Annotated in this window: 18 protein-coding genes; 5 read left to right on the plus strand and 13 right to left on the minus strand. The window is 69.4% G+C overall.

Annotated elements, in window-relative coordinates; translation table 11 throughout:
• Nucleotides 1-21 precede the first annotated feature (21 nt).
• Nucleotides 22-1,524 carry an aldehyde dehydrogenase (NADP(+)) gene (locus ACE5C1_RS11845; RefSeq protein ID WP_374944282.1) on the minus strand — a complete coding sequence of 501 codons (1,503 nt, stop codon included), beginning with the start codon at nucleotides 1,522-1,524 and terminating at the stop codon, nucleotides 22-24.
• Between the two features lie 93 nt (nucleotides 1,525-1,617).
• Between ACE5C1_RS11845 and ACE5C1_RS11850 the strand changes: the two genes are divergently transcribed.
• Both ACE5C1_RS11850 and ACE5C1_RS11855 read left to right on the plus strand, forming a co-directional pair.
• The gene (locus ACE5C1_RS11850) at nucleotides 1,618-2,565 is read left to right on the plus strand and encodes an alpha/beta hydrolase (protein WP_374944283.1); all 948 of its coding nucleotides are present in this window, start codon (nucleotides 1,618-1,620) and stop codon (nucleotides 2,563-2,565) included.
• Between the two features lie 185 nt (nucleotides 2,566-2,750).
• On the plus strand, nucleotides 2,751-5,132 hold the full coding sequence (locus ACE5C1_RS11855; RefSeq protein ID WP_374944284.1) for a CHASE3 domain-containing protein: 2,382 nt from the start codon (nucleotides 2,751-2,753) through the stop codon (nucleotides 5,130-5,132).
• Nucleotides 5,133-5,405: 273 nt separating this feature from the next.
• Here ACE5C1_RS11855 and ACE5C1_RS11860 read toward each other — a convergent pair whose 3' ends face one another.
• From ACE5C1_RS11860 to ACE5C1_RS11895, 8 genes are all read right to left on the minus strand, one after another.
• The gene (locus ACE5C1_RS11860; RefSeq protein ID WP_374944285.1) at nucleotides 5,406-7,145 is read right to left on the minus strand and encodes a carboxypeptidase regulatory-like domain-containing protein; all 1,740 of its coding nucleotides are present in this window, start codon (nucleotides 7,143-7,145) and stop codon (nucleotides 5,406-5,408) included.
• Nucleotides 7,142-9,193, minus strand: coding sequence for a DUF4175 domain-containing protein (locus ACE5C1_RS11865; RefSeq protein WP_374944286.1), 2,052 nt, complete (start codon nucleotides 9,191-9,193; stop codon nucleotides 7,142-7,144). The genes ACE5C1_RS11860 and ACE5C1_RS11865 overlap by 4 nt, the downstream gene beginning before the upstream one ends.
• Nucleotides 9,190-10,296 carry a BatA domain-containing protein gene (locus ACE5C1_RS11870; RefSeq protein WP_374944287.1) on the minus strand — a complete coding sequence of 369 codons (1,107 nt, stop codon included), beginning with the start codon at nucleotides 10,294-10,296 and terminating at the stop codon, nucleotides 9,190-9,192. Before ACE5C1_RS11870 ends, ACE5C1_RS11865 begins: the two co-directional genes overlap by 4 nt.
• The gene (locus ACE5C1_RS11875) at nucleotides 10,293-11,138 is read right to left on the minus strand and encodes a DUF58 domain-containing protein (RefSeq protein WP_374944288.1); all 846 of its coding nucleotides are present in this window, start codon (nucleotides 11,136-11,138) and stop codon (nucleotides 10,293-10,295) included. The genes ACE5C1_RS11870 and ACE5C1_RS11875 overlap by 4 nt, the downstream gene beginning before the upstream one ends.
• Nucleotides 11,139-11,142: 4 nt before the next feature.
• Complete coding sequence (locus ACE5C1_RS11880) at nucleotides 11,143-12,129, minus strand: AAA family ATPase (RefSeq protein ID WP_374944289.1); 987 nt, start codon at nucleotides 12,127-12,129, stop codon at nucleotides 11,143-11,145.
• 1 nt (nucleotide 12,130) lies between these two features.
• Complete coding sequence (locus ACE5C1_RS11885; protein WP_374944290.1) at nucleotides 12,131-12,826, minus strand: DUF4159 domain-containing protein; 696 nt, start codon at nucleotides 12,824-12,826, stop codon at nucleotides 12,131-12,133.
• Nucleotides 12,827-12,980: 154 nt separating this feature from the next.
• Nucleotides 12,981-14,315: a TldD/PmbA family protein gene (locus ACE5C1_RS11890; RefSeq protein WP_374944291.1), complete on the minus strand. Its 1,335-nt coding sequence runs from the start codon at nucleotides 14,313-14,315 to the stop codon at nucleotides 12,981-12,983.
• Nucleotides 14,316-14,328: 13 nt separating this feature from the next.
• Nucleotides 14,329-15,963 (minus strand): TldD/PmbA family protein, encoded by a 1,635-nt coding sequence (locus tag ACE5C1_RS11895; protein WP_374944292.1) that lies wholly within the window; start codon nucleotides 15,961-15,963, stop codon nucleotides 14,329-14,331.
• Between the two features lie 160 nt (nucleotides 15,964-16,123).
• Between ACE5C1_RS11895 and ACE5C1_RS11900 the strand changes: the two genes are divergently transcribed.
• From ACE5C1_RS11900 to ACE5C1_RS11910, 3 genes are all read left to right on the plus strand, one after another.
• Nucleotides 16,124-17,134 (plus strand): adenosine deaminase, encoded by a 1,011-nt coding sequence (locus tag ACE5C1_RS11900; RefSeq protein WP_374944293.1) that lies wholly within the window; start codon nucleotides 16,124-16,126, stop codon nucleotides 17,132-17,134.
• A complete protein-coding gene (locus ACE5C1_RS11905; RefSeq protein ID WP_374944294.1) occupies nucleotides 17,134-18,138 on the plus strand; it encodes a bile acid:sodium symporter family protein in 1,005 nt (334 codons plus the stop codon). The genes ACE5C1_RS11900 and ACE5C1_RS11905 overlap by 1 nt, the downstream gene beginning before the upstream one ends.
• A 168-nt stretch (nucleotides 18,139-18,306) precedes the next feature.
• Nucleotides 18,307-18,813, plus strand: coding sequence for a MucR family transcriptional regulator (locus tag ACE5C1_RS11910; RefSeq protein ID WP_374944295.1), 507 nt, complete (start codon nucleotides 18,307-18,309; stop codon nucleotides 18,811-18,813).
• A 124-nt stretch (nucleotides 18,814-18,937) separates the two neighbouring features.
• Here the strand turns inward: ACE5C1_RS11910 and ACE5C1_RS11915 are convergent, their stop codons facing one another.
• From ACE5C1_RS11915 to ACE5C1_RS11930, 4 genes are read right to left on the minus strand one after another with little or no spacing between them, the layout of a single operon-like run.
• On the minus strand, nucleotides 18,938-21,769 hold the full coding sequence (locus tag ACE5C1_RS11915) for a M16 family metallopeptidase (RefSeq protein ID WP_374944296.1): 2,832 nt from the start codon (nucleotides 21,767-21,769) through the stop codon (nucleotides 18,938-18,940).
• Nucleotides 21,766-21,996, minus strand: a complete 231-nt coding sequence (locus ACE5C1_RS11920; RefSeq protein WP_374944297.1) for a hypothetical protein — start codon at nucleotides 21,994-21,996, stop codon at nucleotides 21,766-21,768. Before ACE5C1_RS11920 ends, ACE5C1_RS11915 begins: the two co-directional genes overlap by 4 nt.
• Entirely contained in the window at nucleotides 21,993-23,126 is a 1,134-nt protein-coding gene (gene tgt / locus ACE5C1_RS11925; protein WP_374944298.1) for a tRNA guanosine(34) transglycosylase Tgt, read from the minus strand. Before tgt ends, ACE5C1_RS11920 begins: the two co-directional genes overlap by 4 nt.
• Nucleotides 23,123-23,641, minus strand: coding sequence for an EF-hand domain-containing protein (locus ACE5C1_RS11930; protein ID WP_374944299.1), 519 nt, complete (start codon nucleotides 23,639-23,641; stop codon nucleotides 23,123-23,125). The genes tgt and ACE5C1_RS11930 overlap by 4 nt, the downstream gene beginning before the upstream one ends.
• Nucleotides 23,642-23,691 lie beyond the last annotated feature (50 nt).

Here is a 23,691-nt window from a genome sequence, read left to right on the forward strand (position 1 = left end):
CGCTTTGCGGTCACGCGGTGATTACTGGCGAACGCCGTCGATCAGCACGGGTGCCCCACCTTGCGCATCATCGCGCAACACGTCCGGCAACAGCTCGGCAGGCAGATTCTGATACGAGACCGGGCGCAGGAAGCGGTCGATCGCGAGACTGCCGACCGAAGTCGACCGGCCATCGGATGTCGCCGGGAACGGTCCGCCGTGAACCATCGCATGTGCGACCTCGACCCCGGTCGGCCAGCCGTTGGCGAGGATGCGTCCAGCCTTGCGCTCGAGCAGCGGCACCAGCCGCGCGGCAAGCGGGGTGTCGCCCGCGTCCATCTGCAGCGTTGCGGTCAGCTGACCCTCGGCGGCGGCGAGCACGGCGACGAGTTCGTCCTCGTCGCGGCAGCGAACGAGCAGCGACGACGCCCCGAACACCTCATGGCCGAGCGCCTCGTCCGCAAGGAACGCCTGGGCGGTGGTTGCGAAGAACGCCGCACGCCCCTGCGCCACGCCCTCGCCCACCTTGCCCTTGGCGACCAGATCGACCTCGGCGTGGGCGTCGAGCGCGGCCGTCCCGGCTTCGTACGCCGCATGGATGCCCGGCGTCAGCATCGCCTGCGCGCCGACCTCGGGCAACGCGGCAGCAGCAGCGGCGACGAACGCGTCGAGACCCTCGCCGTCGATCGCGACGACGAGACCCGGATTGGTGCAGAACTGCCCCGCGCCCATCGTCAGCGAACCGACGAACGCCGTCCCCAGCGCGGCACCCCGCGCCCGCAACGCTTGCGGGCACAGGATCACCGGGTTGATGCTCGACATTTCGGCATACACCGGGATCGGCACGGGCCGCTCGGCCGCCAGCTTCATCAGCGCCAGCCCGCCGCCGCGCGATCCGGTGAAGCCCACCGCCGCAATGCGCGGATCGCGGACCAGCGCCGCGCCGAGATCGTTGCCCGGCCCGCTCAATTCGCCGAACACCCCCTCGGGCATGCCGCAACGCGCCGCCGCGGCCCGGATCGCCTGCGCTACCATGGCGCCGGTGTCGGGATGTGCCGGATGCTGCTTGACCACCACGGTGCATCCCGCGGCGAGCGCGGCGGCGGTGTCGCCGCCTGCGGTCGAGAAGGCGAGCGGAAAGTTGGATGCGCCGAACACCGCGACGGGCCCGAGCGGCACCATCCGCAACCGGAGGTCGGGGCGCGGCAGCGGCGCGCGGTCGGGCAGCGCCGGGTCGATCCGCAACGCCATCCAGTCGCCGCTGCGCAGTACGCCTGCGAACAGCTTCAATTGCCCGACGGTACGCCCGCGCTCGCCCTCGATGCGGCCGCGCGGCAACCCGCTCTCGCGACACGCCGCGTCGATCAGCGCCTCGCCGAGCGCAACGATCTCCTCGCCGATCGCCTCCAGGAACGCCGCGCGCGTTTGGGCGTCGGTGCTTCGGTACGGGTCGAACGCGGCTTGCGCAGCGGCGCACACCGTTTCCACGTCCGCCGGTCCGTGCTCGCCAGCCGCTGGTCGGTCGGCGTAAGTCAGATCGGGCACTCGAACTCTCCTTATTTATCGTACATATTAGTGCGTCCGAGGCTTGGCAACATGGATGTTCGAATCAGGATGCCGCCGCTCAGGAGAATGCCGATGCTCGTCGACCGCCGCATGCTGCTCGGAGGCGCGATGGCTGTGCCGCTGTCGGCGAGCGCTGCGGGTGCACAAGCCGCTCCGGCGCGCATCGCCTTGTGGGCCGGGCCGCCGCCCGGCGCGACCTCGCCGCCGCCGCGGTTCCATGCCGAATTGCGCAGGTCGCACGACAAGCCCGAGACCTGGCTGACCGGTATCGCCGTCCCGGCAATCGAGATCTACCGTCCCATGCGGTCGAACGGCGTCGGCCTGCTGTCGATTCCCGGCGGTGGCTACGCATTCCTGGCGATCACCAACGAGGGCAGCGAAGTGGCGCGGGTGTTCACCGCGCTCGGCTATACGGTTGCGGTGCTGACCTATCGGCTGCCCGCGGAAGGCTGGCGAGACCGCGCGGACGTGCCGCTCCAGGATGCGCAGCGTGCGATGCGGGTATTCCGGGCGATGTCGGCGCGGCTGGGACTGACGTCGATCGGCATCGCGGGCTTTTCCGCACGAGGACATCTGGCGGCGAGCCTCGCCACGGGACACGACGAGGACGTCTATACACCAGCGGACGCCGCCGACCGCCTCTCCGCCCGGCCCGATTTCGCCGCGCTCATCTACCCGGTGACCACGCTCGTGCTGCCCGACACGCATGCCGGTTCGCGCGAGCATCTGCTGGGGACCGCGCCGGGCAAAGCGGAGGTCGCACGCCGCTCGCCCGTCCTCCACGTCGATGCCCGCACGCCGCCCAGCTTCCTGCTCCACGCGCTCGACGACGATATCGTGCCGGTGGCGTGCAGCCTCGCTTGGCTCGCCGCCTGCCGCGCCGCCGCGGTGCCCGTCGAGGCGCATCTGATCGAGGCGGGCGGCCACGGCTTCGGCGTTGGCCTGCCCACCGGCAATTCGGGCGCGCTGTGGCCCGAGCAATGTCACCGCTGGATCAGGCGTCACACGACCCGGGTCTGATGCCGATGATCAATGCCGTGGGCGTCGTACGGTTTCCGATCGCGCCCGGAAGGTCGCTTGCCATCCGATCCTCGGCGGTTCGTGTCGGCTAGAAAGTCGTGCAGTTCGTGGTTGGAAAATGGCGTGGGCGGATATAGGCCCGCAGCATGCAAGCCGACGTAGCTCCGCCAGTACCGGACGGTGCGATGTCGATCGCGCCGCGCCGCTCGCTCGCGACGATGGCGGCGCCGATCGTGACGATCCTGATCCTGACGGCGCTGCTCGCGGCGCTGCTGCTCGGGCTGAACTATGACGCGCGATTGCGCGCGGCGCAGGCGTCGGTCGAGACGCGGGCGGCGCTGACCGTATTGCTGTCCACGGTGCAGGACGCCGAAACCGGCCAACGCGGCTATCTGATGACCGGCGAGGATCGCTACCTGGCCCCTTACGAGCAGGCGGTGGATGTGCTGCCGCGACGGCTGGAGCAGGTGCGCGTCCGGGTCGCGGGCGACGCCGAGCAGGAACGCCTGCTCGCCGATGTCCGCGGCCGCGTCTCGACCAAGATGCGCGAACTCGAGACAACCGTGGTGTTGCGCCGCGCCGGCGACGCGCGATCGGCGCTGGCACGAGTCCGCTCGGGCGACGGGCTGCAGGAGATGATCGCGATCCGGCGCGGGATCGACGATCTGCAGGCGCGCGCGGCGCTGGTTGCGGCACAGCGGCAGGCATCGGCAAGCCGGCTGGGATGGGTGCTGGTCGCGGTCCTGTCGCTGGCGCTGCTCGCGATCCCGCTGCTGCTCCGCCGCGTCTCGCGCGATATCCGCACCTTTGTCGCCCGCAACGCGCGCAGCCTGGAGGATCGGCGGATCGAAACGGAGCGTCTCGGGCGCGAAGCCGTGTTGCGCGATGTCGAGCTCAGCGGAGTCAACGACCGGTTCGACCTGGTGCTCGATGCCGCGACCGAATTCGGCATCGTGATAAGCGACGCCGAAGGCCTTGTAACCCGCTGGAGCAGGGGCGCCGAAGGCGTCTTCGGCTGGTCCGCCGAGCACGCGCTTGGCCGTCACGTGCGATTCTTCTTCACGCCCGAGGACGTCGCGGCGAACGTACCCGAAGCCGAGATGTCGGTCGCCCGCTCGGCGGGGTTCGCGAAGGACGAGCGGTGGCACCTGCACGAGGACGGATCGCGGTTCTGGGCGAGCGGGGAATTGCAGCCGGTGCTGACGCCGGACGGGACGCTCAGCGGCTACGTCAAGATCGTCCGCGACCGCACCGACGAGCGGCTCGCGATGGAGGCGGAGCGCAACCGCGCCGCGATGCTGGCGGCGCGGGTCGACGCACAGGCGGTCGAGCTGGAAACCGCGCATTCGGGGCAGCGCGACGAGGTGCAGCGTCGCGAGATCGCCGAGGGGCAGGTGCGTCAGCTTCAGAAGCTGGAAGGGCTGGGACAGCTTACCGCGGGCATCGCCCACGATTTCAACAACATGCTGGCGGTCGTGATCGGCTCGCTCGACCTGATCCGGCGCAAATACGGTAGCGGCGACGCAGCGGCGGGTCTGCTGCGCCTCGTGTCCGCGGCCGAGGACGGCGCCGGGCGGGCGGCGGAGCTGACCAAGCGGCTGCTCGCCTTTTCGCGCCAGCAGCCGTTGCAGCCTGCGGTGCTCGACCTGAATCGGCTGGTCGGGGGCATGTCGGAGATCCTGCGGCGCACCCTGGGCGAGCGCGTGGAGGTGGAAACGGTGCTGGCCGGCGGGCTGTGGAGCGTCAACGCCGACCCGCACGAGATCGAGCGCGTCCTGCTCAACCTGGCGGTGAACGGGCGCGACGCGATGCCCGACGGCGGCCGATTGACCGTGGAGACCGCCAACGCGCACCTGGACGACGGCTATGCCGCGGAACATCCCGAAGTGGCCCCGGGCCAATATGTCGCGATCTGCGTCACCGATACCGGATCGGGCATGGCGCCCGACGTCCTGGCGAAGGCGTTCGATCCGTTCTTCTCCACCAAGGCGGTGGGAACGGGCACCGGCCTCGGGCTATCGCAAGTGTACGGCTTCGCCAAACAATCCAGCGGACACGCCAAGATCTATTCGGAGCTCGGCCACGGCACGACCGTCAGATTGTACCTGCCGCGCTGGCACGGCGCCGAACGGCCCACGTCACCGGGCAAGGTTGCGCCGTCGGCCACCGTGTTGCCGACCGGTCGTGCGAACGAGATCGTGCTGGTGGTCGAGGACGACGAGCGCGTCCGGATGATCTCGGTCGAGACGTTGCGCGATCTCGGCTACACCGTGCGCCACGCCGCCAACGGGGCGGATGCGCTGGCGATGATGGACGAGCAGCCAGGCATCGCGCTGCTCTTCACCGACATCGTCATGCCGGGGATGACCGGACGCCAGCTCGCCGATGCGGCGCTGTCGCGGCAGCCGGGGCTGATGACGCTGTTCACCACCGGCTATACGCGCAATGCCGTGGTTCACGGCGGGGTGCTGGACGCGGGCGTCGCGTTCCTGCCCAAGCCCTTCACCGTCGAGCAGCTGGCGACCAAGGTGCGCGCGACGATCGATGGGCGCGGCGCCAACCGGTGAGGACTTAAGCTTTCGGCCTCTTATGCGATCGGAGTGAGCGGGATGGCGGCGCCGACGAACAGCGCGGCGAAGACGAGCGCGGCGGCGAGCGAAGCGGCGGTGTGCTGGAGCGCGGCGAAACGGGTCGACATGGTGGGTCCTTCGGTAGCGCGCCGCTGGATCATCCGGCGGTCGATATCCGTGGCCTTGCAGGCGGCGTGCCAATTCCGTAAGTGACTGTATTCGCTTGGTGCCGCGATCCGTACCTTAGGTCAATGGCAAGGTTTGCCAGGATCATGCGGAATTCGCGCCAGTTTGCGGTGCGATGGACCGACGTCCCCATCGCGCGCGCTCGATCCACCACAAAGCGCCCAGCGCGGCGACCAGCGCGAGGAACCACGGCCACGATGCGCCGCGTTCGTCTGGTGCACTTTGAACCGGCAATGCGGACATCCGGCGCAGCGCGACGGTGGCTTCGGCGCGATCGTGCGCGCGGACACCCGGGAGCGCATCGGCGGGGTAGACGTAGAAGGGCTGGATGACGCCGTGGTCGATCAGGCGATGCCAGCCCGGGCGCTGCGGCCAATAGCCGGCGCATGGGCCGCTTGCCGGATCGATCGCCAACACCGCGTCGTCGCCCGGGAAGTCGACCCGCGCACCCCGGTCGAGTCTGCACAGCGTCATCCGCTCGCCGGCGCGGGGCAGCGGCGGGATGTCGACGGTGAGGGCGGTGCGCGGGCGTGACACCGCGGCGAGGGTCTCGCCCCAGGCGTTGCCGTAGCGGTCGCCGTGGCCGCTCGGCACAAGCGCGAAGGCGTTATCGACGCGCCACAGGGCGACGCGGCCGCGCCCGGCGGCGCGCCAGTCGGACAGGATCGCGCCGCGCGCATCGCGCCACACCGCCACCGCGTTCGGCGTGGTGCCGACGATCCGCCGGGTCAGCGCAGGCACGCCGTCTGCCAGCGGCGCGGTGGCGGCGGTCGCGGCGTTGCCGATGCTCAGCCCGAGCGCGCCCCAGGCGCGGCGCGTCTCGCTCGCAACCGGGCCGGTGATGCGGACGACCAGCCCCATGCCGCCGCGCACCGCGGCTGCCATCGCAGCGCGCTGACCGCCGCCGAGCCCGGCCCAGCTGCGCTCATCGACGACCACGGCGTCGAACCGGGCCAAGGTGGCCGCATCCACCGCAGGTGCCGCATCGCCCAGCACCACCCCACCGCCCGCGGCGATCAGCGTGGTAACCGCGAGCCCGGCATCGGTCGCCCAACGACGCAGGTACTTGATTTCCGGCCCCGGCGCGCCGGCGAGCAGCAGCAGGCGGGGCTGGGAGTCGTCGCTCGTGCGGATCGGCAGCGCCGCCGCCTCGACGACGGCCTTGTCCGGCGCACGCACGCGGATACGGACGAGCGCCACCCCCGCAACACGCGCGGCGCCGGTCAGTACGAAGTCTCCCGCGGGCGATAGCGGCCGCTGGTCGACGACCGTTCCGGCAGGATCGCGCAGTTCGACCCACCCGCCGGGGACGCGTGCGACGCGGCCAACGACTTGGAACTCGCCGCCGGGCGCAATCGGGGCAGGAGCATCGAGGCGAACCAGGCCGCGCGGTTCGGCAGGCGGATCGAACGCCACGCTCATGCCCCGGAGTCCACTCCGGTCGCGGGCTTCGAGCCCCGCGCCGACGATATGCAGCCGAGTCGTGCCCGGATGGCGGCGGAGCGCGGTGGCGAGATCGGGAACGCGTTCTGCACCGGCGATCGCGGGGGCTTCTGGAAGTGCAACAATCGTGTTCGCGGATCCGGCCAGACGCGGCGCATGCGCGGTCGCCACCACCAGCGTCGCCGCGGAACCGGGCGTGGGGGGCGGCACGAGCGTGAGGTACAGCAGCGCTGCGCACAATGCCTGCATCGCTGCGAGCAGGGCCACGCGCCATCCGCGCGCGCGCAGGTGAATGGGCGCGCGCGCCTGCCAAAACGCCAGCCGTGCCCAGGCGACCGCGACCGCGACGATCAGCAGCGCAGCGAGGACCGCATCGTTCATCGTGCGAGCGCGTCCAGATAGCGCCGGCTTTCCGCGTCGCCCGCATCGCGGCGCGTCACCCGCGGTGTGGGACGCGGAAGGGCGGACCACAGCAGCGCGCGTAGCGTCGCCCGGCAGGTCGCGCAGGCGGGATCGCGGCGGACCGTATCGATGGCAGCGGCGAGTGCCAGTCGATCCGGCGCTCGCCCGCCGCCGCGCAGCCACCGGTCGAGCGGGTCGAGGCGGATCGCGCCGGGAGCCGCCAGCGCGCGCCACGTCGCGGCCGGCTCGGCACCGTTGGCGGCTGGCGGCGCGAGGCCCAGCGTGCCGCCAGCCAACCCGTCGCGCTTGCCGCTCATCCGCCGGGCCTCGTCGATCGCGGGCTGCGCACTCCCGGTGCGAGCGAGAAAGATACGCGTCGCCTGCTGAACGCGCTTGATGAACACCAATGCGCGGTTGGCGAAAGGCAGCGCGCCGCCGGGATCGCCCTGGCGCAGGTGAAGTTCGGATTGCCACATCTGGTCGAGCGCCTGCCGCAGCGTGTTGCGCGTGTCGGGGTCGAGCAGCGTCGCCGCCTCTGGCTCGTCGTGGGTGTGGCCGTATTCGGCGAGCACGTCCTCGGCATGACCGGCGACCGGCGCTGCGGTGTTCGGGTGATCGTCCGCAGGCTGCTCGTCGTCGCTGGTGGGGAGCGCAAGACTGGGTCCCTCCGCTTCCTCGCCCAGGAATTGGCCGTAGCGCATTCGCAGCATCCGCTGGTCGACGCCGATCGCGTCCGAGCGCGCGACGAACGCGGGGGCAGCGAGCGCGCGGCGTTGCCTGAGCAAGCCCTCGGCGTCGATGATGATCTGCCGCTGGCTGCGGAAATAGGCGGGCAGCGCTTTCTTTACCGCGCCGTCGAGCCCGGTTCCGGCGTCGATCGTCGCGGACGGACGACGCAGGATCAGGCTCGGGCCGCGGACGAGGTGGCCGCGCGCATCGCTGACGGTGATCTGGACGATCAGGTCGCCCGTGCCGCCAAAGCCGACGCTTGCGAGGTTCAGGCCGGGAGCGAAGCGGCGGGCGCGCGGCGAGCCGCTGCCGGCGATCGGGATGTTGCGTTCGCGAAAGGTGACGTTCTCGCCGTCGCCTTGGGCCAGGGTGATGTGGAGCGACGCGCGTGTGCCGACGCCATAGTCGTCGGTGGCGTCGAACGCGGGAGTCCAGGCGCGTTGGCCGGGCACGACGCGCTGGAGCGTCGGCTGGGTCGTAGTCACGCGTGGCGGCTGGTCGGCTATAGCATCGAGGCGGTGGAGCGGGGGCAGCCGGTCGGCGCCGGTCGGGATGACGCGGTAAAGTGTCGAGCGCGCGAGCGTCATGCCTGCACGCCACGTGTCGTGATGGGTCATTACAATGCGCGCGCCGTCTTGAGGGGCGAGCGCCGCGCCGTTCGGCTGGGGCGCGAACGCCAGGGTCCATTCGAGGCGCGATCCCTCCGGCGCGCGTGCATCGAGCGTCGCGACATCGCGCGTGGGCAGCCCGGTGTAGGCCGGAGGCACGATGCGCAGCCGCTGGCCGGTCAGTCGCGGCACCCCGGGCGCGGTGGGAAGGCCTTCGGCGCTTGGCGAGAGCGTCGGAGGTGCGTCGGCGGGTCGCCAGAGCAGCGCGGCGACCGCCACGACGGCGGCGACCCACGCGGCGGCTATTACGCGGGTGGACCAGGCAGGACGCAGGTCGGGACCCGCGTCGGCAGCGAGGCGGTCGAGCAGGCGCGCGCGCTGAAGCTGCTGTAGCGGGGTCAGCGCGGCGTTGCCCGTGAAGATCAGGTCGGCGCTGTCCTCTAGGTCGCCGCGCCGCGCGTCGAGCCCGCGGACGAGCCAGCGTGCGTCGTACCGGCGAGTGCGCAGCCAAGCGACCGCGGCGATGACTGCCGCGGACGCTAAGCTGGCGAGGACTGCCGTGGCGACCTCGCCGACCCGTTGCGTTGCGACCGTCGCGACGATCGCAAGCGGCGCGCCGATGGCAGCGACGTTCGCTGCAACGCGGGTCCGCACGGGTCCGATGAAGGCGTCGGGTGCGTAGGCGGTCATGGCGCGACGGCGCGCTTGCGCCGCGTGGCGAGAAGGCGCTCGACGAGGAACAGCGCGGCGATCGCGACCGCCAGCCACGCGCGAAGGTCGATCGCGGGCTGCGGGTAGGGTGCGGCACCCGGCGTCGGCGCATAGTTGCGAGCGGCAACCCGCGCGGGCGGTGTGGGATCGGGCGTGAACAGCACTCGGAGCCGCTTGGGAAAGTCGGGTTCCAGCAACTGGGGCATCGCTGCGGGGACGAGCGGGCGGGTGAAGCGGAGCAGACGTCCGCTCGGCACCGCGATGCTCTCGACCAAAGGCGCGCCGAGCGCATCTCGCCAGACCGGGGTAGCTGCGCCTTCGCCGACCGGCGTCGTGGCGGCGAGCAGGACCGCGCCGCCACGGTCGAGCACGGCTTGCGCTGCTGCGGGCATCGGCCCGGGTCCGATCCAGGCGAGAGCAGTCGCATCCTTGCCGACCGCGCGACCGGGCGCGCCGATGTCGCGCGCTCCCCAGGCGCTGGCGGCGGCGGCAATGTAGCGCGACGCGCTGCGGACGGCGATCGCGGGGGCGGTGGCGCGCATCGCGGGCGATGGCGCCATCGCGCCGGGGACGATGTGCCAGTCGACGGCGCGGGTCAGCCGCGGGCGTTCGGCGTCTGCGCCTTGCAGTACTGCAGGGACCACCAAGCGCAGGCGGACCTGCGGCGGCAGCTCGGCGTCGAGTTGGCGGACGAGGCTGGCGATCGGCACGTGCTGCGGAGGCGCTGTTGCGAGGTCGGGGAAGCCCGGCGCAAGCCAGACCGCGCGCATGCCATTGGTGGCCAGCCCGTTAGGATCGACGCCCGGCGCGACCGCAACCACCGGAATCGTGTCCGCTGCCCCGAACACCGCCGGGCGCGCGAGCCATAAGGCAAGCAGCGCCAGCAGCAGCAGCCGGGCAAGCAGCAGCGGCCATTCGTCGAGTCGCGGGCGATGGCGCGGCCGCGGGCGTTCGCGCAGCCAGCGCAGCGCGGCGAAGTCGGTCGGGCGCTGCTCGGTCTTGCGCGCAAGATGGATGACGAGCGGGATCGCCAGGGCGGCGAGCGCCGCCAGCGCAGCCGGAAGCAGCAGCACCGGGGTCACCCGAACAGCGCTTTCAGCGGGGCGTCCAGCGGCTGATCCAGGACGTAATCGACGTGGCGCACGCCTGCGGCCTCGAGCTCGGCGTGGAGCGCGGAGCGGGCTTCTCCGAAGCGTTGCAGATAGCCGGCGCGCAGTGCGGGTGCGTCGGCGAGCAATTCCTCGCCGGTCTCGGGATCGCGGAAGCGGTGGCCGCCGTCGAAGGGGAAGTCGCGCTCTTCGGGGGTCAACAGCTGGATAGCCAGCACCTCACGGCCTGCTGCGGCGAGTTTGGTAGCGGCGGCGGTGACCGCGGGGTCGAACCAGTCGCTCAGCATGACGACGAGGTCGCGCTGGCCGATGCGTTCCCACAAGGGTGCGAGCGTCGCCTCGGCAGGGAAGCCGCCCACCGCGTCGAACGCGTGAAGCGCCAGGAGCAAGCGGTCGCGTTGGCGCGCGCCCGTTCCCGGCGGGACGAGTGCCAGCCCATCCTCGCTCAGCGCCATCATTCCGAAGCGGTCGCCCCCTGCGATCGCGAGTTCGGCGAGGCAGGCGGCAAGCGCCTTGGTCGCGCCGAGCCGCTGCGCCATCGACGCGCTGCCGTCGACCAAGATCCACAACGCCAAGGGGCTTTCGCGCTCGGCCTCGCGGACGAAGAACTTGTCGGAGCGCGCGTAGAGTTTCCAGTCGATCTGGCGCAGCTCGTCGCCGCGTTCGTAGGCACGGTATTGCGCGAACTCGAGCCCCGCGCCGCGGCTGCGGCTGGCGTGGAGGCCCAGGCCGTGGCCACCGGTCGCGCAGCGGCTGACGAGCACGAGGCCCTTGAGGCGGGCGCGAACATCGGGAGGGATCAGGTCGTGCGCCACGGCCTCACGCCGCCGGAGGTGCCACGTCGCGCAAGGTGGCGGCGATCACGTCGTCGGTGGTGCGCCCTTCGGCTTCGGCGGCGAACGACAGCAGCAGGCGGTGGCGCATAACCGGGGCGGCGAGCGCCGCCACGTCGTTGCGGGTCGCCGCCAGCCGGCCATGGAGCAGCGCGCGTGCCTTGCTGGCAAGGATCAGCGACTGCCCGGCACGCGGCCCTGCGCCCCAGCGGACGTAGCGCGCAACCACGTCTGGTGCGCCTTCTCCCGGCCGGGTCGCGCGGACGAGGCGGTTGACCCAGTCGAGCAGGTCGGCGCTCACGTGGACGTCGCGGACCCAGCGCTGAAGGGCCAGCACGGTCTCGCCGGTCATCACCTGCGGCACCGCGGCCTGCGCTGCGCCAGTGGTTTGCGACAGGATGTCGCGCTCCTCGGCCTCGGTCGGATAGCCGACGCGGACGTGGAGCAGGAACCGGTCGAGCTGCGCCTCGGGCAGCGGATAGGTGCCCGCCTGTTCGAGCGGGTTCTGCGTCGCCAGCACGAAGAACGGCGCGGGCAATTGGTGAGTGACGCCCGCATAGCTGACCGTGCGCTCCTGCATCGCCTCCAGCAATGCAGCCTGGGTCTTGGGCGGCGTGCGGTTGAGTTCGTCGGCGAGGAGCAGGTTGGTGAACACAGGACCCTGCTGAAAGCGGAAAGCGCGGTGGCCGGTGCCGTGGTCCTCCTCCAGCACCTCGGTGCCGAGGATGTCGCTGGGCATCAGATCGGGGGTGAACTGGATGCGGCGGAAGTCGAGGTGAAGCGCCTGGCCGAGCGTGCGCGCGAGCAGGGTCTTGCCGAGCCCCGGCACGCCCTCGATCAGGCAATGCCCGCCTGCGAGCAGCGCAATCAGCAATTGCTCGACGACGTCGTTCTGCCCGACGATCGCCTGCGCGATGGCGTCGCGCAGGGTGGCGAGCTTGGCGAGCTGGTCTTGGACCTCTTGTTCGGTCATCCTAGACACTCATCGCATACATGACGATGTTGACCGCAAACCGGGTATTGTCTTCGGCCAGGAAGCGCTTGTTGCGCCAGTCGTAGTCCCATTCGCACCCGTAGTCCTTGTTGCTGTAGAGCACGCCGAGCCGCCCGCCGATCTCGATACCCTTGAGATAATCGTGGACCAGGTCGTCGCCCCAGCCGTTGAGTTCGAGGCCGGTGTTGGGCGGTCCGGGGAATTTGAAGAAGCTGCGGTAGAGCGGGTGGGTGTTGGGCAGCTTCCGAAGCGCCTTGGGTCCGAAGATCGCCGCCATCTGCCGCTCGAACGATTTGGCGAACAGCCCGTCGATGTCGTGGTTGCAATCGTCGACCAGCACGAAGCCGCCGTTGCGCACGTAGGCCGCGAAGTTGCGGCGCTCGGCGGCGGAGAATTCGACCAGTTTGTGCCCCGCGATGTAGCAGAAGGGGGCGGTCAGCATCTTCGGGTCGGACAGCGCGACGACGCGCTCCTTGGAGTCGACGCGCAGATTGGTGTAGTCGATCAGCGCAGTGATGAGGCTGGCGGGCATCCGCTGGTCGACGTCCCAGTCGCCGGACTGGTAGCTGAGGCGGGTGAACCAGAAGTCGTAGGTGGCGGCGGCGGTGAGGACGCGGGGAAGCAGGGCGGTGGCAAGTCCTGCTGTTGCCAGCCGGAGGAACTCCGAGCGGGTCACAGGAATCCGTCACCCCGGCCTTGTGCCGGAGCCCAGGGCGGCGTGAGCGCTGACCTTCGAGCCTGGAACCGCACTGCCCGCCGCACGCTGGACCCCGGAACAGGTCCGGGGTGACGAAGGATTGTTTGGCTCGCGCCCGCCCTCACAATCCGGCCTAAACCGCGTCCGACAGTGACGTGAAGGTGAAGTCCCTGAGTTTCATCGGCGGGATCACCATGATCAGGTTCGATTCATCACCCTGCACCCGCACCGGCCGTCCGAGCTCCTCGACGTTGTTCAGCATGATCACCGGCGACTCGTTGAACCGAAAATTCTTCACCGGATATTTGATCTGCCCGCCCTCGATATAGAAGGTGCCGTCGCGGGTCAGGCCGGTCAGCAGCACGGTCTGCGGGTCGACCATGCGGATGTACCAGGTGCGCGTCACCAGGATGCCGCGCTCGGTGGTGCGGACCAGTTCGGCGGTCGTTTTCGTGCCGCCCTCCATGATGAGGTTGCCCGGCTCGCCGACCGCGCGCTTGCCCTGCTTCTGTGCCCAGTAGCGGGAGTATTGCAGGTTCGCGACCTTGCCCTTGTCGATGATCGGCGTCCGTTCGCGCGCCAGGAAATCGCCGTCCCACGGCAGCACCGGGGCCGCCGCATAGCCGGGATCGGAGAACATCGTCACCGACGGCGCATAGACCTGCTCGCCGACCTTGTTGCCGCCGCCCTTCTTGGACAGGAAGCTGCGGCCCTCGTCGGCCTGGCGCGCGTCGAAGAAGTTCAGCATGAAGCTGATGAGCCCCGCCGCGGCGGCGGGTTCGAGGATGACGGTGTACTTGCCGGGCTCCAACGCCTTGGCGTCGGCCGAGGCGCTCGCCTTGCGCATCGCGGTGCGGATTTCGGTGCCCGCGTCGAAACTGGCCGCATCCTGGAGGCTGCGCCCCACCCACCCCGATCCGCGACCGTCGTCGGTGCGGACGGTGCAGGTATAGTCGAGCGCGGTCGCGCGCTGGTAGCCGCGGTTGCCCTTGGAATTGACGACCGCGCTGAAGCTCTGGCCGTCCTGCAGGAACCCCGCGGCGACGAGCTTGCCAGCGCGGCACGGCCCAATGGAATCCGCCGCCACCTTGGCGCGGTAGTCGGGCGTGATCGCCGCCGTTGCGGGGCTGAAGGTCGACGTCGGCTTGTAGTCCTGCTTGCCGACCGCGGGGACGAACTCGGGGTTTTCGGGGGCGAGGCGTGCCAAATCCTCGGCCCGGCGGACGACGCGTTCGAGCGACGCATCGTCGAACTGGTTGATCGTGGCGATGCCGACGCGCTTGCCGAACGCGACCTCCACCGCGAGATCGACGTTGGAGACGATGCCGCTGGTCGACACGTTGTTGAGCGCGAAGCGGACGTTGCCGTCGATCGATCCCGACAGCTGCGCGGTGCACTGGTCGGCCTTGGACAGCTTTACGACCTTGTCGAGGATGGCGTAGGCTTCGCTTTCGGTGAGGATGCTCATGGGTCTGGTCTCCTCAGCCGAGCGTGCGGGCGGTGTTGATGACGTTGATGCCGTTGAAGCGCGCGGTCGACGATCCGTGGCTGACCGCCGAGACCTGCGCAGGCTGGCCCTTGCCGTCGAAGAACGAGCCGCCGAGCCGGTAATCGCGTTCGTCGCACACCCCCACGCACGCGTTCCAGAATTCGGGCGTGCGGATCTGGTAGGCGACGTCCTCGATCTGCTGGGTGATCTTGCCGTTCTTGATCTCGTAGAACAACTCGCCGCCGAACTGCGCATTGTAGCGCTGCTGGTCGATCGAGAAGCTGCCGTCGCCGATGATGTAGATGCCGTCCTCGACGCCGGCGATCATGTCGGCGACCGACTGCTTCTTCTTGCCGGGTAGGAGCGAGACGTTGGCCATCCGCTGGAACTGCACGCTCGCCCAATTGTCGGCGTAGCAGCAGCCGTCCGACGCGGTCTTCCCCAGGATATGCGCCTGGTCGCGGATCGCCTGGTAATCGACCAGCTTGCCGTCGCGGATCAGGTCCCAGCGCTTGGTCTTCACGCCCTCGTCGTCGTAGCCGACCGCGCCCAGGCTGCCAGGCTGCAATTTGTCGGCGACGATCGTCACCTCGGGGCTGCCGTACTGGAATTTGGCCTCGCGCTTGTCGAGGGTCGCAAAGCTGGTGCCCGCGTAATTCGCCTCGTAGCCGAGCACGCGGTCGAGTTCGGTCGGGTGGCCGACGCTTTCGTGGATGGTCAGCCAGGTATGCGAGGGATCGAGGACCAGATCGTACTTGCCCGGTTTCACCGACGGCGCCTTCAGCTTGGCGCGCGCCTGTTTCGCCGCGGCGACCGCGTCCTCCTTCAGGTCGTAGGACATGCCGTAATTGACGACGCCATTGGGCGAGACGACCTTGTCCTTGGCATTGCCGTCGAGATATTCGAAGCCCATGCCCATCGGTGCCGACAGCCCGGCGCGGGTGCGGAACTTGCCCGTCGCCTTGTCGATCGCGGTGACCGTCATCGGCGCCCAGATGCGGTGGACGTCCTGGTCGATGTACGATCCGTCCGTGGAGGCGAAATACTTCTGCTCGTTGACCAGGAATAGGATCGAGTTGACGAAATCGGCGCCGGCCGCGGTGGCCGCGGCGTTGACGCCGAGCAGCAGGTCGGCCTTGTCCTTGATCGGCACCGCCATCGCGTTCTTGACGATCGGCGTTTTCCAGCTGACCTCGCCGACGCCCTTGACGGGCGCGAGCTGGACGGGTGCGGTCTGCGTCTTCGCATTGGCCTTGGCGATCGCGGTCGCCTGACGCGCCGCCGCAGCGACGGCCTCGGGCGACAGGTCGTTGGTGGCCGCAAAACCCCAGGCTCCGCCGGCGATCACGCGGATGCCGACGCCCGTCGACTCGGTGTTGACGACGTTCTCGACATTCGCCTCGCGCGTGATCACGAACTGGCGCAGGTAGCGGCCGACCCGGACGTCGCAATACGTGGCACCCGCCCCGGTTGCGGCATTGAGGGCGGCGTCGGCCAGACGCTTCTTGAGACCGACGTCCAGCATCGACTGCAGATCCTGCGCGGCGATCGCGCGCCCCAGGAATGCGGGCACCATGCCGCCGCCGAGCGCGATGCCGGTGGCGGTAAGGAAATCACGTCTGTGCAAGGCCGGTCTCCGACGAAATGCTGGAGCGTGTCCGCTCCCCTCAAGTGTCTTACCTTACTGTCACGGTTCGGCGCGTCAAATGGTGAATGCACCCGGCGTCACAGAAGTTTGCCGGGCCCAGTGAGTGCCGATACTGTCGGTCCGACACCGGAGTAGCCCCATGATCGACGACGCCTTCCTCACCGCGCTGCCCAAGGCCGAGCTTCACCTCCACATCGAGGGCAGCCTGGAGCCCGAGATGATGGTCGCGCTTGCCCGGCGGAACAGCGTCGCGATCCCGTTCAAAAGCGTCGAAGAGGTGCGCGCGGCGTACAGCTTCACCGACCTGCAGAGTTTCCTCGACATCTATTACGCGGGCGCCGGCGTGCTGCGCACCGAGGAGGATTTCCACGACCTTGCGCTCGCCTATTTCGATCGCGCGGCGGCGGACGGCGTGGTGCACGCGGAGATCTTCTTCGATCCGCAGACCCATACGCATCGTGGCATCCCGTTCGACGTGGTCGCCAGCGGACTGTTCGCGGGGATCGCGGCGGCCGAGGCGAAGCATGGGATGACCGTCGGCCTCATCATGAGCTACCTGCGTCACCTCGACGAGGACGATGCCTTCGCCACGCTCGCTCAGGCGGAACCGTGGCTCGACCGCTTCGTCGGGGTGGGCCTGGACTCGTCGGAGGTCGGCCATCCGCCGTCCAAGTTCGCGCGGGTCTTCGCGGCCTCGCGCGAGCGGGGATTGAAGCTGTGCGCGCACGCGGGCGAGGAGGGCCCGCCGGCTTATGTTCACGAGGCGTTGGACGTGCTTCACGTCGACCGGATCGATCACGGCAATCGTTCGCTCGAGGACCACGCACTCGTCGCACGGCTCGCGCGCGCGGGCATGACGCTGACGGTCTGCCCGTCGTCGAACGTCGCGTTGCGCAACGTCGCGAGCCTCGACGTGCATCCGATCGACCGGATGCTCGATCTCGGCCTGCGCGCGACGATCCACTCGGACGACCCTTCGTACTTCGGCGGCTATATCGGCGAGAACTTTCGTGCTGTCGCCGCGGCACGCAACCTGTCGCGCGAGCAGGTGGTGACGTTGGCGCGCAACAGCTTTCTCGGCAGCTTCATCGACGATGCGGCACTCGCCGGGCATCTCGACCGGCTCGATGCGTTCGTGAAGGCGCATTGATGCTGCGGCGTCTCGCCGCGCTGTTCGAGCCGTTCGTCCTGGCGCTGCTCGGCACCGTCCTGCTGGCGACAATCCTGCCGGCGCGTGGAATGTGGGCGGGAGTGGCCGAATGGGCGGCGCGGGTCGGCATCGTGCTGCTGTTCTTCCTCCACGGTGCCAAATTGTCGCGCCAGGCGATCGTCGCGGGAATGCGCAACTGGCGGCTGCACGCCGCGGTGCTGGCGTCGACCTTTGTGCTGTTTCCGATCCTCGGGCTGGTGCTGGCACGGGCACCGGGGCTGCCCGGTCCGCTTGCGGCGGGGATGCTGTTCCTGACGCTGCTGCCGTCCACCGTGCAATCGTCGATCGCCTTCACCGCGATCGCTCGCGGCAATGTCGCGGCGGCGGTGTGCAGCGCGTCCTTCTCCAACCTGCTCGGCATCGTGCTGACTCCCGCGCTGGTAGCGCTGCTGATGCAGCAGGGAAGCGGTGGCGTGGGCCTCGCGTCGGTCGAAGCCATCATCCTGCAGCTGCTGATGCCGTTCGTCGCGGGGCACGTGCTGGGGCCGTGGATCGGCGGCTTCGTTGCGCGGCAAAAGCTGCTGCTATCCCTTGTCGACCGCGGATCGATCCTGCTCGTCGTCTATGTCGCATTCGGCGCAGCGGTGGTGGAGGGGCTGTGGCACCGCTTGTCGCCCGTGGACCTCGGCATCATCCTAATGCTGTGCTTCGCACTGCTTGCTATAGTCCTGATGGCGACATGGGGTGCGGCGCGCGTTCTGGGGCTAGCGCGCGAGGATGCGATCGTGTTGGTTTTCTGCGGCTCCAAGAAGAGTCTGGCTTCGGGTGTTCCCATGGCGGGGGTGTTGTTTTCCGCAGGCCAGGTCGGCATCGTGTTGCTGCCGGTGATGCTGTTTCACCAAATTCAGTTGATCGCCTGCGCAATGATTGCCCGGCGCTACGCAAACGCGTCTCAAGCAGATGTGCGACCGGTCGGCGAAATGGTGAACGCTGCGCAAGGCTAGGAGTGTTGCGGGGCGCTGCGCGATCCGATCAGGTCGGGATCGCGGCCGTAAATAGCCGAAGTGCAAAGAATGAACGGATGTTCATCTTCTTCAAGTGTGACATTTCTACAAAAATAAGTATTGACCCACAATATCGGGATGTTAGGGAACGCGCATCAGGAGTATTCAATGACCGAAGACAATACCGACGTGAACGCCGTCGAACTGGCAACCGAGCTGACGATCGCCTGGCTGGGCAATCCCAACACCCGTACCACCGCAGAAGACGTTCCCGCATTCCTGGGCAAGATGCACGAGACCGTCTCGATGATGTTCGGCCGCACCGAAGCGCCCGCACCGGTCGAAGCCGCGCCCGAATACACGCCGGCCGTGTCGGCGCGCAAGTCGCTGGCGTCGAAGGATCACATCATCTCGATGATCGACGGCAAGCCGTACAAGACGCTGCGCCGCCATCTCGCGACGCACGGCATGTCGCCGCCCGAATATCGCGAGCGCTACGGCCTCAAGGCAGACTATCCCATGGTCGCCGAAAACTACTCGGAAAGCCGCCGGGCGATGGCCAAGAAGATCGGCTTGGGCCGCAAGCCCGGCCCGCGCAAGCCCGTCGAGGACGCGGCGCCTGCGCCGGCTCCCGCCGGCCGCAAGCGCAAGGCGGCAGCGACCGAACAAGCGTAAACGCGCTCTTTCCAAAGTTCCATCAAAGGCCGCGGACGTGATGACGTCCGCGGCCTTTGTCGTTGCTGTCATACTCCCGCAAGCCGGGAAAAGAGCGACACTGTGATCTCGAACGGCTGCGGCATTACTTGAGAGTAGCGCTGTCCAGCTTGAGCGCGCTTGCGGGCACGACCTCCAATCCGGGATACGCCTTGCGCAGCGGTTCGAGGAACTGCTTCGCATCGCCCACGACCACGATGCTGGCGGCCTGCGGATCGAGCAGCGCCGCCGCCGCACGCTGGACGGCTGCCGGATCCACTCCTTCCACCGCGCCGGTGAAGCGGGCGAGTTCGGTCAGCGGCACGTCTTGGACGAGGTAATCGCCGAGAATGTCGGCGACCCCCGACGTGGTCTCGATCGCGCGGCCGAAGCCGCCGACGAGGACGGCCTTGCGGGTGTCGAGCTCGGCCGCGGGGACGAGGGTGGTGCCCATCCGCTTCATCTCGGCGACGATCAGCGCGACGACCTCCGGCGCGGTCGCGTTCTTGGTCTGGGTGCGCGCCGACACGCTGCCGGGGAGACGCAGCGCCTGGACGCCGCTGCCCGCGCCGTACGCCAACCCGCGCTTGATGCGGATTTCCTGGTTCAACCGCGACGAGAAGCCGCCGCCCAGCACCGTGTTGGCAACCGCCAGATCGTAATAGCGCGGGTCGCGGCGTGCCAAGGCTGAGCGCGCTACGACGACACCCGCCTGGCCGGCATCGGGCAGGTCGACGACGATGACGCGGGGGGCGGGCTCGATCACGAGCCGGTCGGTTCCGCGCCGGCCCGGAGCCGATGCCGCATCGGGTCCGCGCCATGTTCCGAACCGGCGTTCGGCGAGCGAGCGCGCCGCGGCGGGGGTGATGTCCCCGACCATGGCGAGCGTCGCATGCCTGGGGGTCCAGGTCCGTCGATAGGATCGCACCAGGTCGTCCCGAGTCAATGCCGCCAGCGATGCGGGTGTTCCGGACACCGGCGCGCCGTAAGGTTCGTCGCCGAACACCGCCCGCGCGGCGACAAGGCTGGCGAGTGCGGCGGGGTTCTTGAGCGTGACGGTCAGGCCGTCGATCGCCTGCGCGCGGGCACGCTCGATCTCCTCAGGCGCGAAGGCTGGCGCGGTCGCGACGTCGGCCAGGATCGCCATCGCCGGGGCGATCTGGTCCGACTTGACTGTCACGCCGATCGAGGCGCCGTCGCGGTCGGTGCCCGCCGCGATCGAGCCGCCGAGCGACTCGATCGCGCGTGCGATCTCGGTCGCCGAGCGGGTTTTCGTGCCCTTCGTCAGTAGGTCGGAGGCGAGGCTGGCGGAACCGGAGCGGGACGCCGGGTCGGTTGCAGCGCCGCCGGTCGCGACGAGCGCGGCGGTGACGATGGGCAGGTCGTGGCGCTCTACGGTGACGACACGCAGGCCGTTGGCGAGCCGCATCTCGACCGGCACCGGCAGCATCGGCGCGACCGGCGCGCCGGGGGCTGGGAGCTGGACGCGCTGGGCGGCGGTCGCGGGGGTGACGAGCGCGATGTCGGCGGGGGCGGTGAGCGGCGCGGCCTGCACCGTAGCCGCAATGGCGATAGGTGCGCTGGCGGTTCCTGCAGGCTTGGCCTCGAGCGGCAGGTAGCGGATCGTCGCGGCCTGGTTGGCGCCGAGATACGCGCGCGCGACCCGCTGGACATCGGCGGCGGTCACCCGCGCGATGGCCGAGAGCTGGGCGTCCGAGGCGCGGGGATCGCCGTCGATGATGACCGATTCGGCCAGGGCACTGGCGCGGCCCTCGGCAGTCTCTCTCGAACGGATCGCGTCGGTGAGGATCTCGTTCTTCGCCTCCGACAGTTCGGCCGTGGTGACGGGGGCGTCGCGCAGGCGTGCGACCTCTCGCATCAGGGCCGCTTCGCCGGCTTCCGCGGATTTGCCGCCCGCGAGGATCGCGTAGACCGCGAGGTTGCCGGTCGACTGGCGCGTGTCGAGGATCGACGCGGCGGATTGCGCGAGCTGGTCGCGGTAGACGAGGGTCTCGTACAGCCGCGAGCTTTCGCCCGTCGACAGGATTGCGTTCAGCACGGTCAGCGCGGGCGTGTCGGGGTGACGGTCGGCCGGGATGTGCCAGCTGGTCAGCACCGCAGGGAGCGGGGTGTTGGGCTCGTAGACGGTGTGCGTCGTCGCCTGCGTGCGGGCGGGTTCGGCGACGGTCACCCGCGGAACGGCGCGCGCGGCCTTCGTGATCCTGGCGAAATAGCCGTCGATCCAGCGATCAAGCTGCGCTGCATCGAAATTGCCCGCGACCACCAGCACGGCATTGTCCGGGCGGTAATAGGTCGCGTGAAAGGCGCGGACGTCGTCGATCGACGCGGCGTCGAGGTTCGCGATGCTGCCGATCGTGCCGCGCGCGTACGGGTGCACGCTGTAGGCGACCGCGGGATAATAGAGCGAGAACAGCTTGCCGTAGGGCCGCGCGAGGGTCGACTGGCGCAGCTCCTCCTTCACCACGTCGCGTTCGGAGGCGAAGCTGACCGGCTCGACGACCAGGCTGGCCATCCTGTCCGCCTCGGCGAACAGCAGCCGTTGGAGGTGGTTGGCGGGAACGACCTCGTAGTAATTGGTGTAATCGTCGTTGGTGGAGGCGTTGTTGTAGCCGCCGACGTCCTCGGTCAGCCGGTCCATCTGTTCGGGGACGAGGTTGCGCGTCGCCTTGAACATCAGATGTTCGAACACGTGCGCGAAGCCCGAGCGGTCCTTCGGGTCGTCCTTGGAGCCGACGTCGTACCAGACCTGCACCGCGACGTTCGGCGTCGTCGTGTCGCGGATCGCGTAGACGCGCAGGCCGTTGGCAAGCGTGCGTTCGGTGAAGGCGATCGGCTTGACGGGGGCGGCGGGCGCGGTCTGCGCCTGCGCCGCCGAAGGCAGGACGGCGGCGGCGAGCAGGAGGGCGGCGCGCTTCACTTGCCGTCGCGCCGGCTGTTGGCGAACAGGACCGCGGCGGCGACCGCGGCGGAGCCGATCGACATGCCCAAGCTGATCTTGGCCAGCGGCCAGGACTTGGTGCGTGCGGCGACCGCCTCGGCGGCGGCGCTCGCGGCGTCCTTGGCGTGCTTGGCGGCGGCGAGGATCTCGTTCGGGGTGTCGTTCACGGTGTGGGGGCCGGTGCCGGTGCCGGGTGTGTCGGTCATGCTCGCTCTCCTTGCGCATAGGCGGCGCGGAAGTCGTTCGCGAACTGCGGCAGGCGCCGGTCCGCGATGGCTTCGCGCAGGTCCGCCATCAGATCCTGATAGAAGCAGATATTGTGTTCGGTCATCAACATCGCGCCAAGGATTTCGCCCGCGCGCACGAGATGATGGAGGTAGGCGCGGCTCCAGGTCGTGCAGACCGGGCAGGCGCAGGCGGGATCGAGCGGACCGGTATCCTCGGCATGCCGCGCGTTGCGGATGTTGAGCGGGCCTGCCCGCGTGAACGCCTGCCCCGTGCGGCCCGACCGGGTGGGCAGGACGCAGTCGAACATGTCGACCCCGCGCTCGACCGCGCCGACGATGTCGGTCGGCTTGCCGACGCCCATGAGATAGCGGGGCTTGTCCGCGGGGAGCTGGTCCGGCGCGAAGTCGAGGGCCGCGAACATCGCGTCCTGCCCCTCGCCGACCGCGAGCCCGCCGACCGCATAGCCGTCGAAGCCGATGGCGGTCAGCGCGTCGGCGGAGGCCTTGCGCAGACCCTCGTCGAGCGCGCCCTGCTGGATGCCGAACAGCGCGGCGCGCTCCGCATGCTCGCCGCCTGCGTCGAAGGCGTCGCGCGAGCGCTTCGCCCAGCGCATCGATCGCTCCATCGCCGCCATCTGCACCTCGGGCGTCGACGTGGTCGGCACGAGCTCGTCGAAGGCCATGACGATGTCCGAGCCGAGCAGCCGCTGAATCTCCATCGAGCGTTCGGGGTTGAGCAAGTGGCGCGATCCGTCGAGGTGCGACTTGAACGCGACGCCGTCCTCGGACCGTTTGGTCAGGTCGGCCAGGCTCATCACCTGATAGCCGCCCGAATCGGTGAGGATCGGTTTCGACCACCCCATCAGCGCGTGCAGCCCGCCGAGCCGCGCCACCCGCTCGGCGCCGGGGCGGAGCATCAGGTGATAGGTGTTGCCCAGGAGGATGTCGGCGCCCGCCGCGGCGACGTCGGCGGGTTTCATCGCCTTGACGGTCGCGGCGGTGCCGACCGGCATGAACGCTGGCGTGCGGATGTCGCCGCGCCCCATCCGGATCGTGCCGGTCCGCGCCTTGCCGCAGGTCGCGTGGATCGAGAAGGCGAAGCGGGTCATCTGCGCGGTGGTTTGCCGCCCGGACGCTTGCCGCCGGTGGGCCCGTCCTTGTCGATCGGCGCGGCGCGAAAGGTGAGGAGCTCGGCACGGCTGATGCGCTTGTCGCCATCCTTGTCGTAGCGTGCGAACAGCCGCGAGAAATGGTCCTGCATCTCGACCAGCGACACCGCGTCGTCGTTGTCGCGGTCGACCTCGTAGGGGCTGGGCAGCGCGGCGCGGTCGCCGAGCCAGCGCAGCGCCCAGTCGGAATAGGCGAGGTAGCGCAGCTTGCCGGTCTTCGCCGTGTCGATCGCGGCGAAGGTACGGGCGATGCCGGCGTCGATCTCGGAGCGCTCGACCAGCCCGTCGCGCTCCCCGTCGGTGCCGCCGTCGGGCTCGCCGTCGAAGGTCGCGATCAGCATCGCGACGGGCTCGACGAGGATGGTCGCGGGCGTCTGCAACGGGGCGGGCAGCGGCGCGCGAACGACGACATCGGCGGACGGCGCGGCGGCCTGGAGGAGGAGGGCGAGGAGCATCGGGCGGAGTCATGGCAGGACCCGGACCGCATCGCCATAGCTGTCGACGC

The sequence above is a fragment of the Sphingomonas sp. genome, from assembly GCF_964263785.1.
In the GTDB taxonomy this organism is placed as follows: domain Bacteria; phylum Pseudomonadota; class Alphaproteobacteria; order Sphingomonadales; family Sphingomonadaceae; genus Sphingomonas.

Excerpts from the sequence above, each read along its gene's own strand:
- ACE5C1_RS11860 (WP_374944285.1), bottom strand. The coding sequence starts at position 7,145 with ATGAACGATGCGGTCCTCGCTGCGCTGCTGATCGTCGCGGTCGCGGTC.
- ACE5C1_RS11930 (WP_374944299.1), bottom strand. The coding sequence starts at position 23,641 with ATGCTCCTCGCCCTCCTCCTCCAGGCCGCCGCGCCGTCCGCCGATGTC.
- ACE5C1_RS11910 (WP_374944295.1), top strand. The coding sequence starts at position 18,307 with ATGACCGAAGACAATACCGACGTGAACGCCGTCGAACTGGCAACCGAG.
- ACE5C1_RS11920 (WP_374944297.1), bottom strand. The coding sequence starts at position 21,996 with ATGACCGACACACCCGGCACCGGCACCGGCCCCCACACCGTGAACGAC.
- ACE5C1_RS11890 (WP_374944291.1), bottom strand. The coding sequence starts at position 14,315 with ATGAGCATCCTCACCGAAAGCGAAGCCTACGCCATCCTCGACAAGGTC.
- ACE5C1_RS11850 (WP_374944283.1), top strand. The coding sequence starts at position 1,618 with ATGCTCGTCGACCGCCGCATGCTGCTCGGAGGCGCGATGGCTGTGCCG.
- ACE5C1_RS11900 (WP_374944293.1), top strand. The coding sequence starts at position 16,124 with ATGATCGACGACGCCTTCCTCACCGCGCTGCCCAAGGCCGAGCTTCAC.
- tgt (WP_374944298.1), bottom strand. The coding sequence starts at position 23,126 with ATGACCCGCTTCGCCTTCTCGATCCACGCGACCTGCGGCAAGGCGCGG.
- ACE5C1_RS11855 (WP_374944284.1), top strand. The coding sequence starts at position 2,751 with ATGTCGATCGCGCCGCGCCGCTCGCTCGCGACGATGGCGGCGCCGATC.
- ACE5C1_RS11880 (WP_374944289.1), bottom strand. The coding sequence starts at position 12,129 with ATGACCGAACAAGAGGTCCAAGACCAGCTCGCCAAGCTCGCCACCCTG.
- ACE5C1_RS11905 (WP_374944294.1), top strand. The coding sequence starts at position 17,134 with ATGCTGCGGCGTCTCGCCGCGCTGTTCGAGCCGTTCGTCCTGGCGCTG.
- ACE5C1_RS11865 (WP_374944286.1), bottom strand. The coding sequence starts at position 9,193 with ATGACCGCCTACGCACCCGACGCCTTCATCGGACCCGTGCGGACCCGC.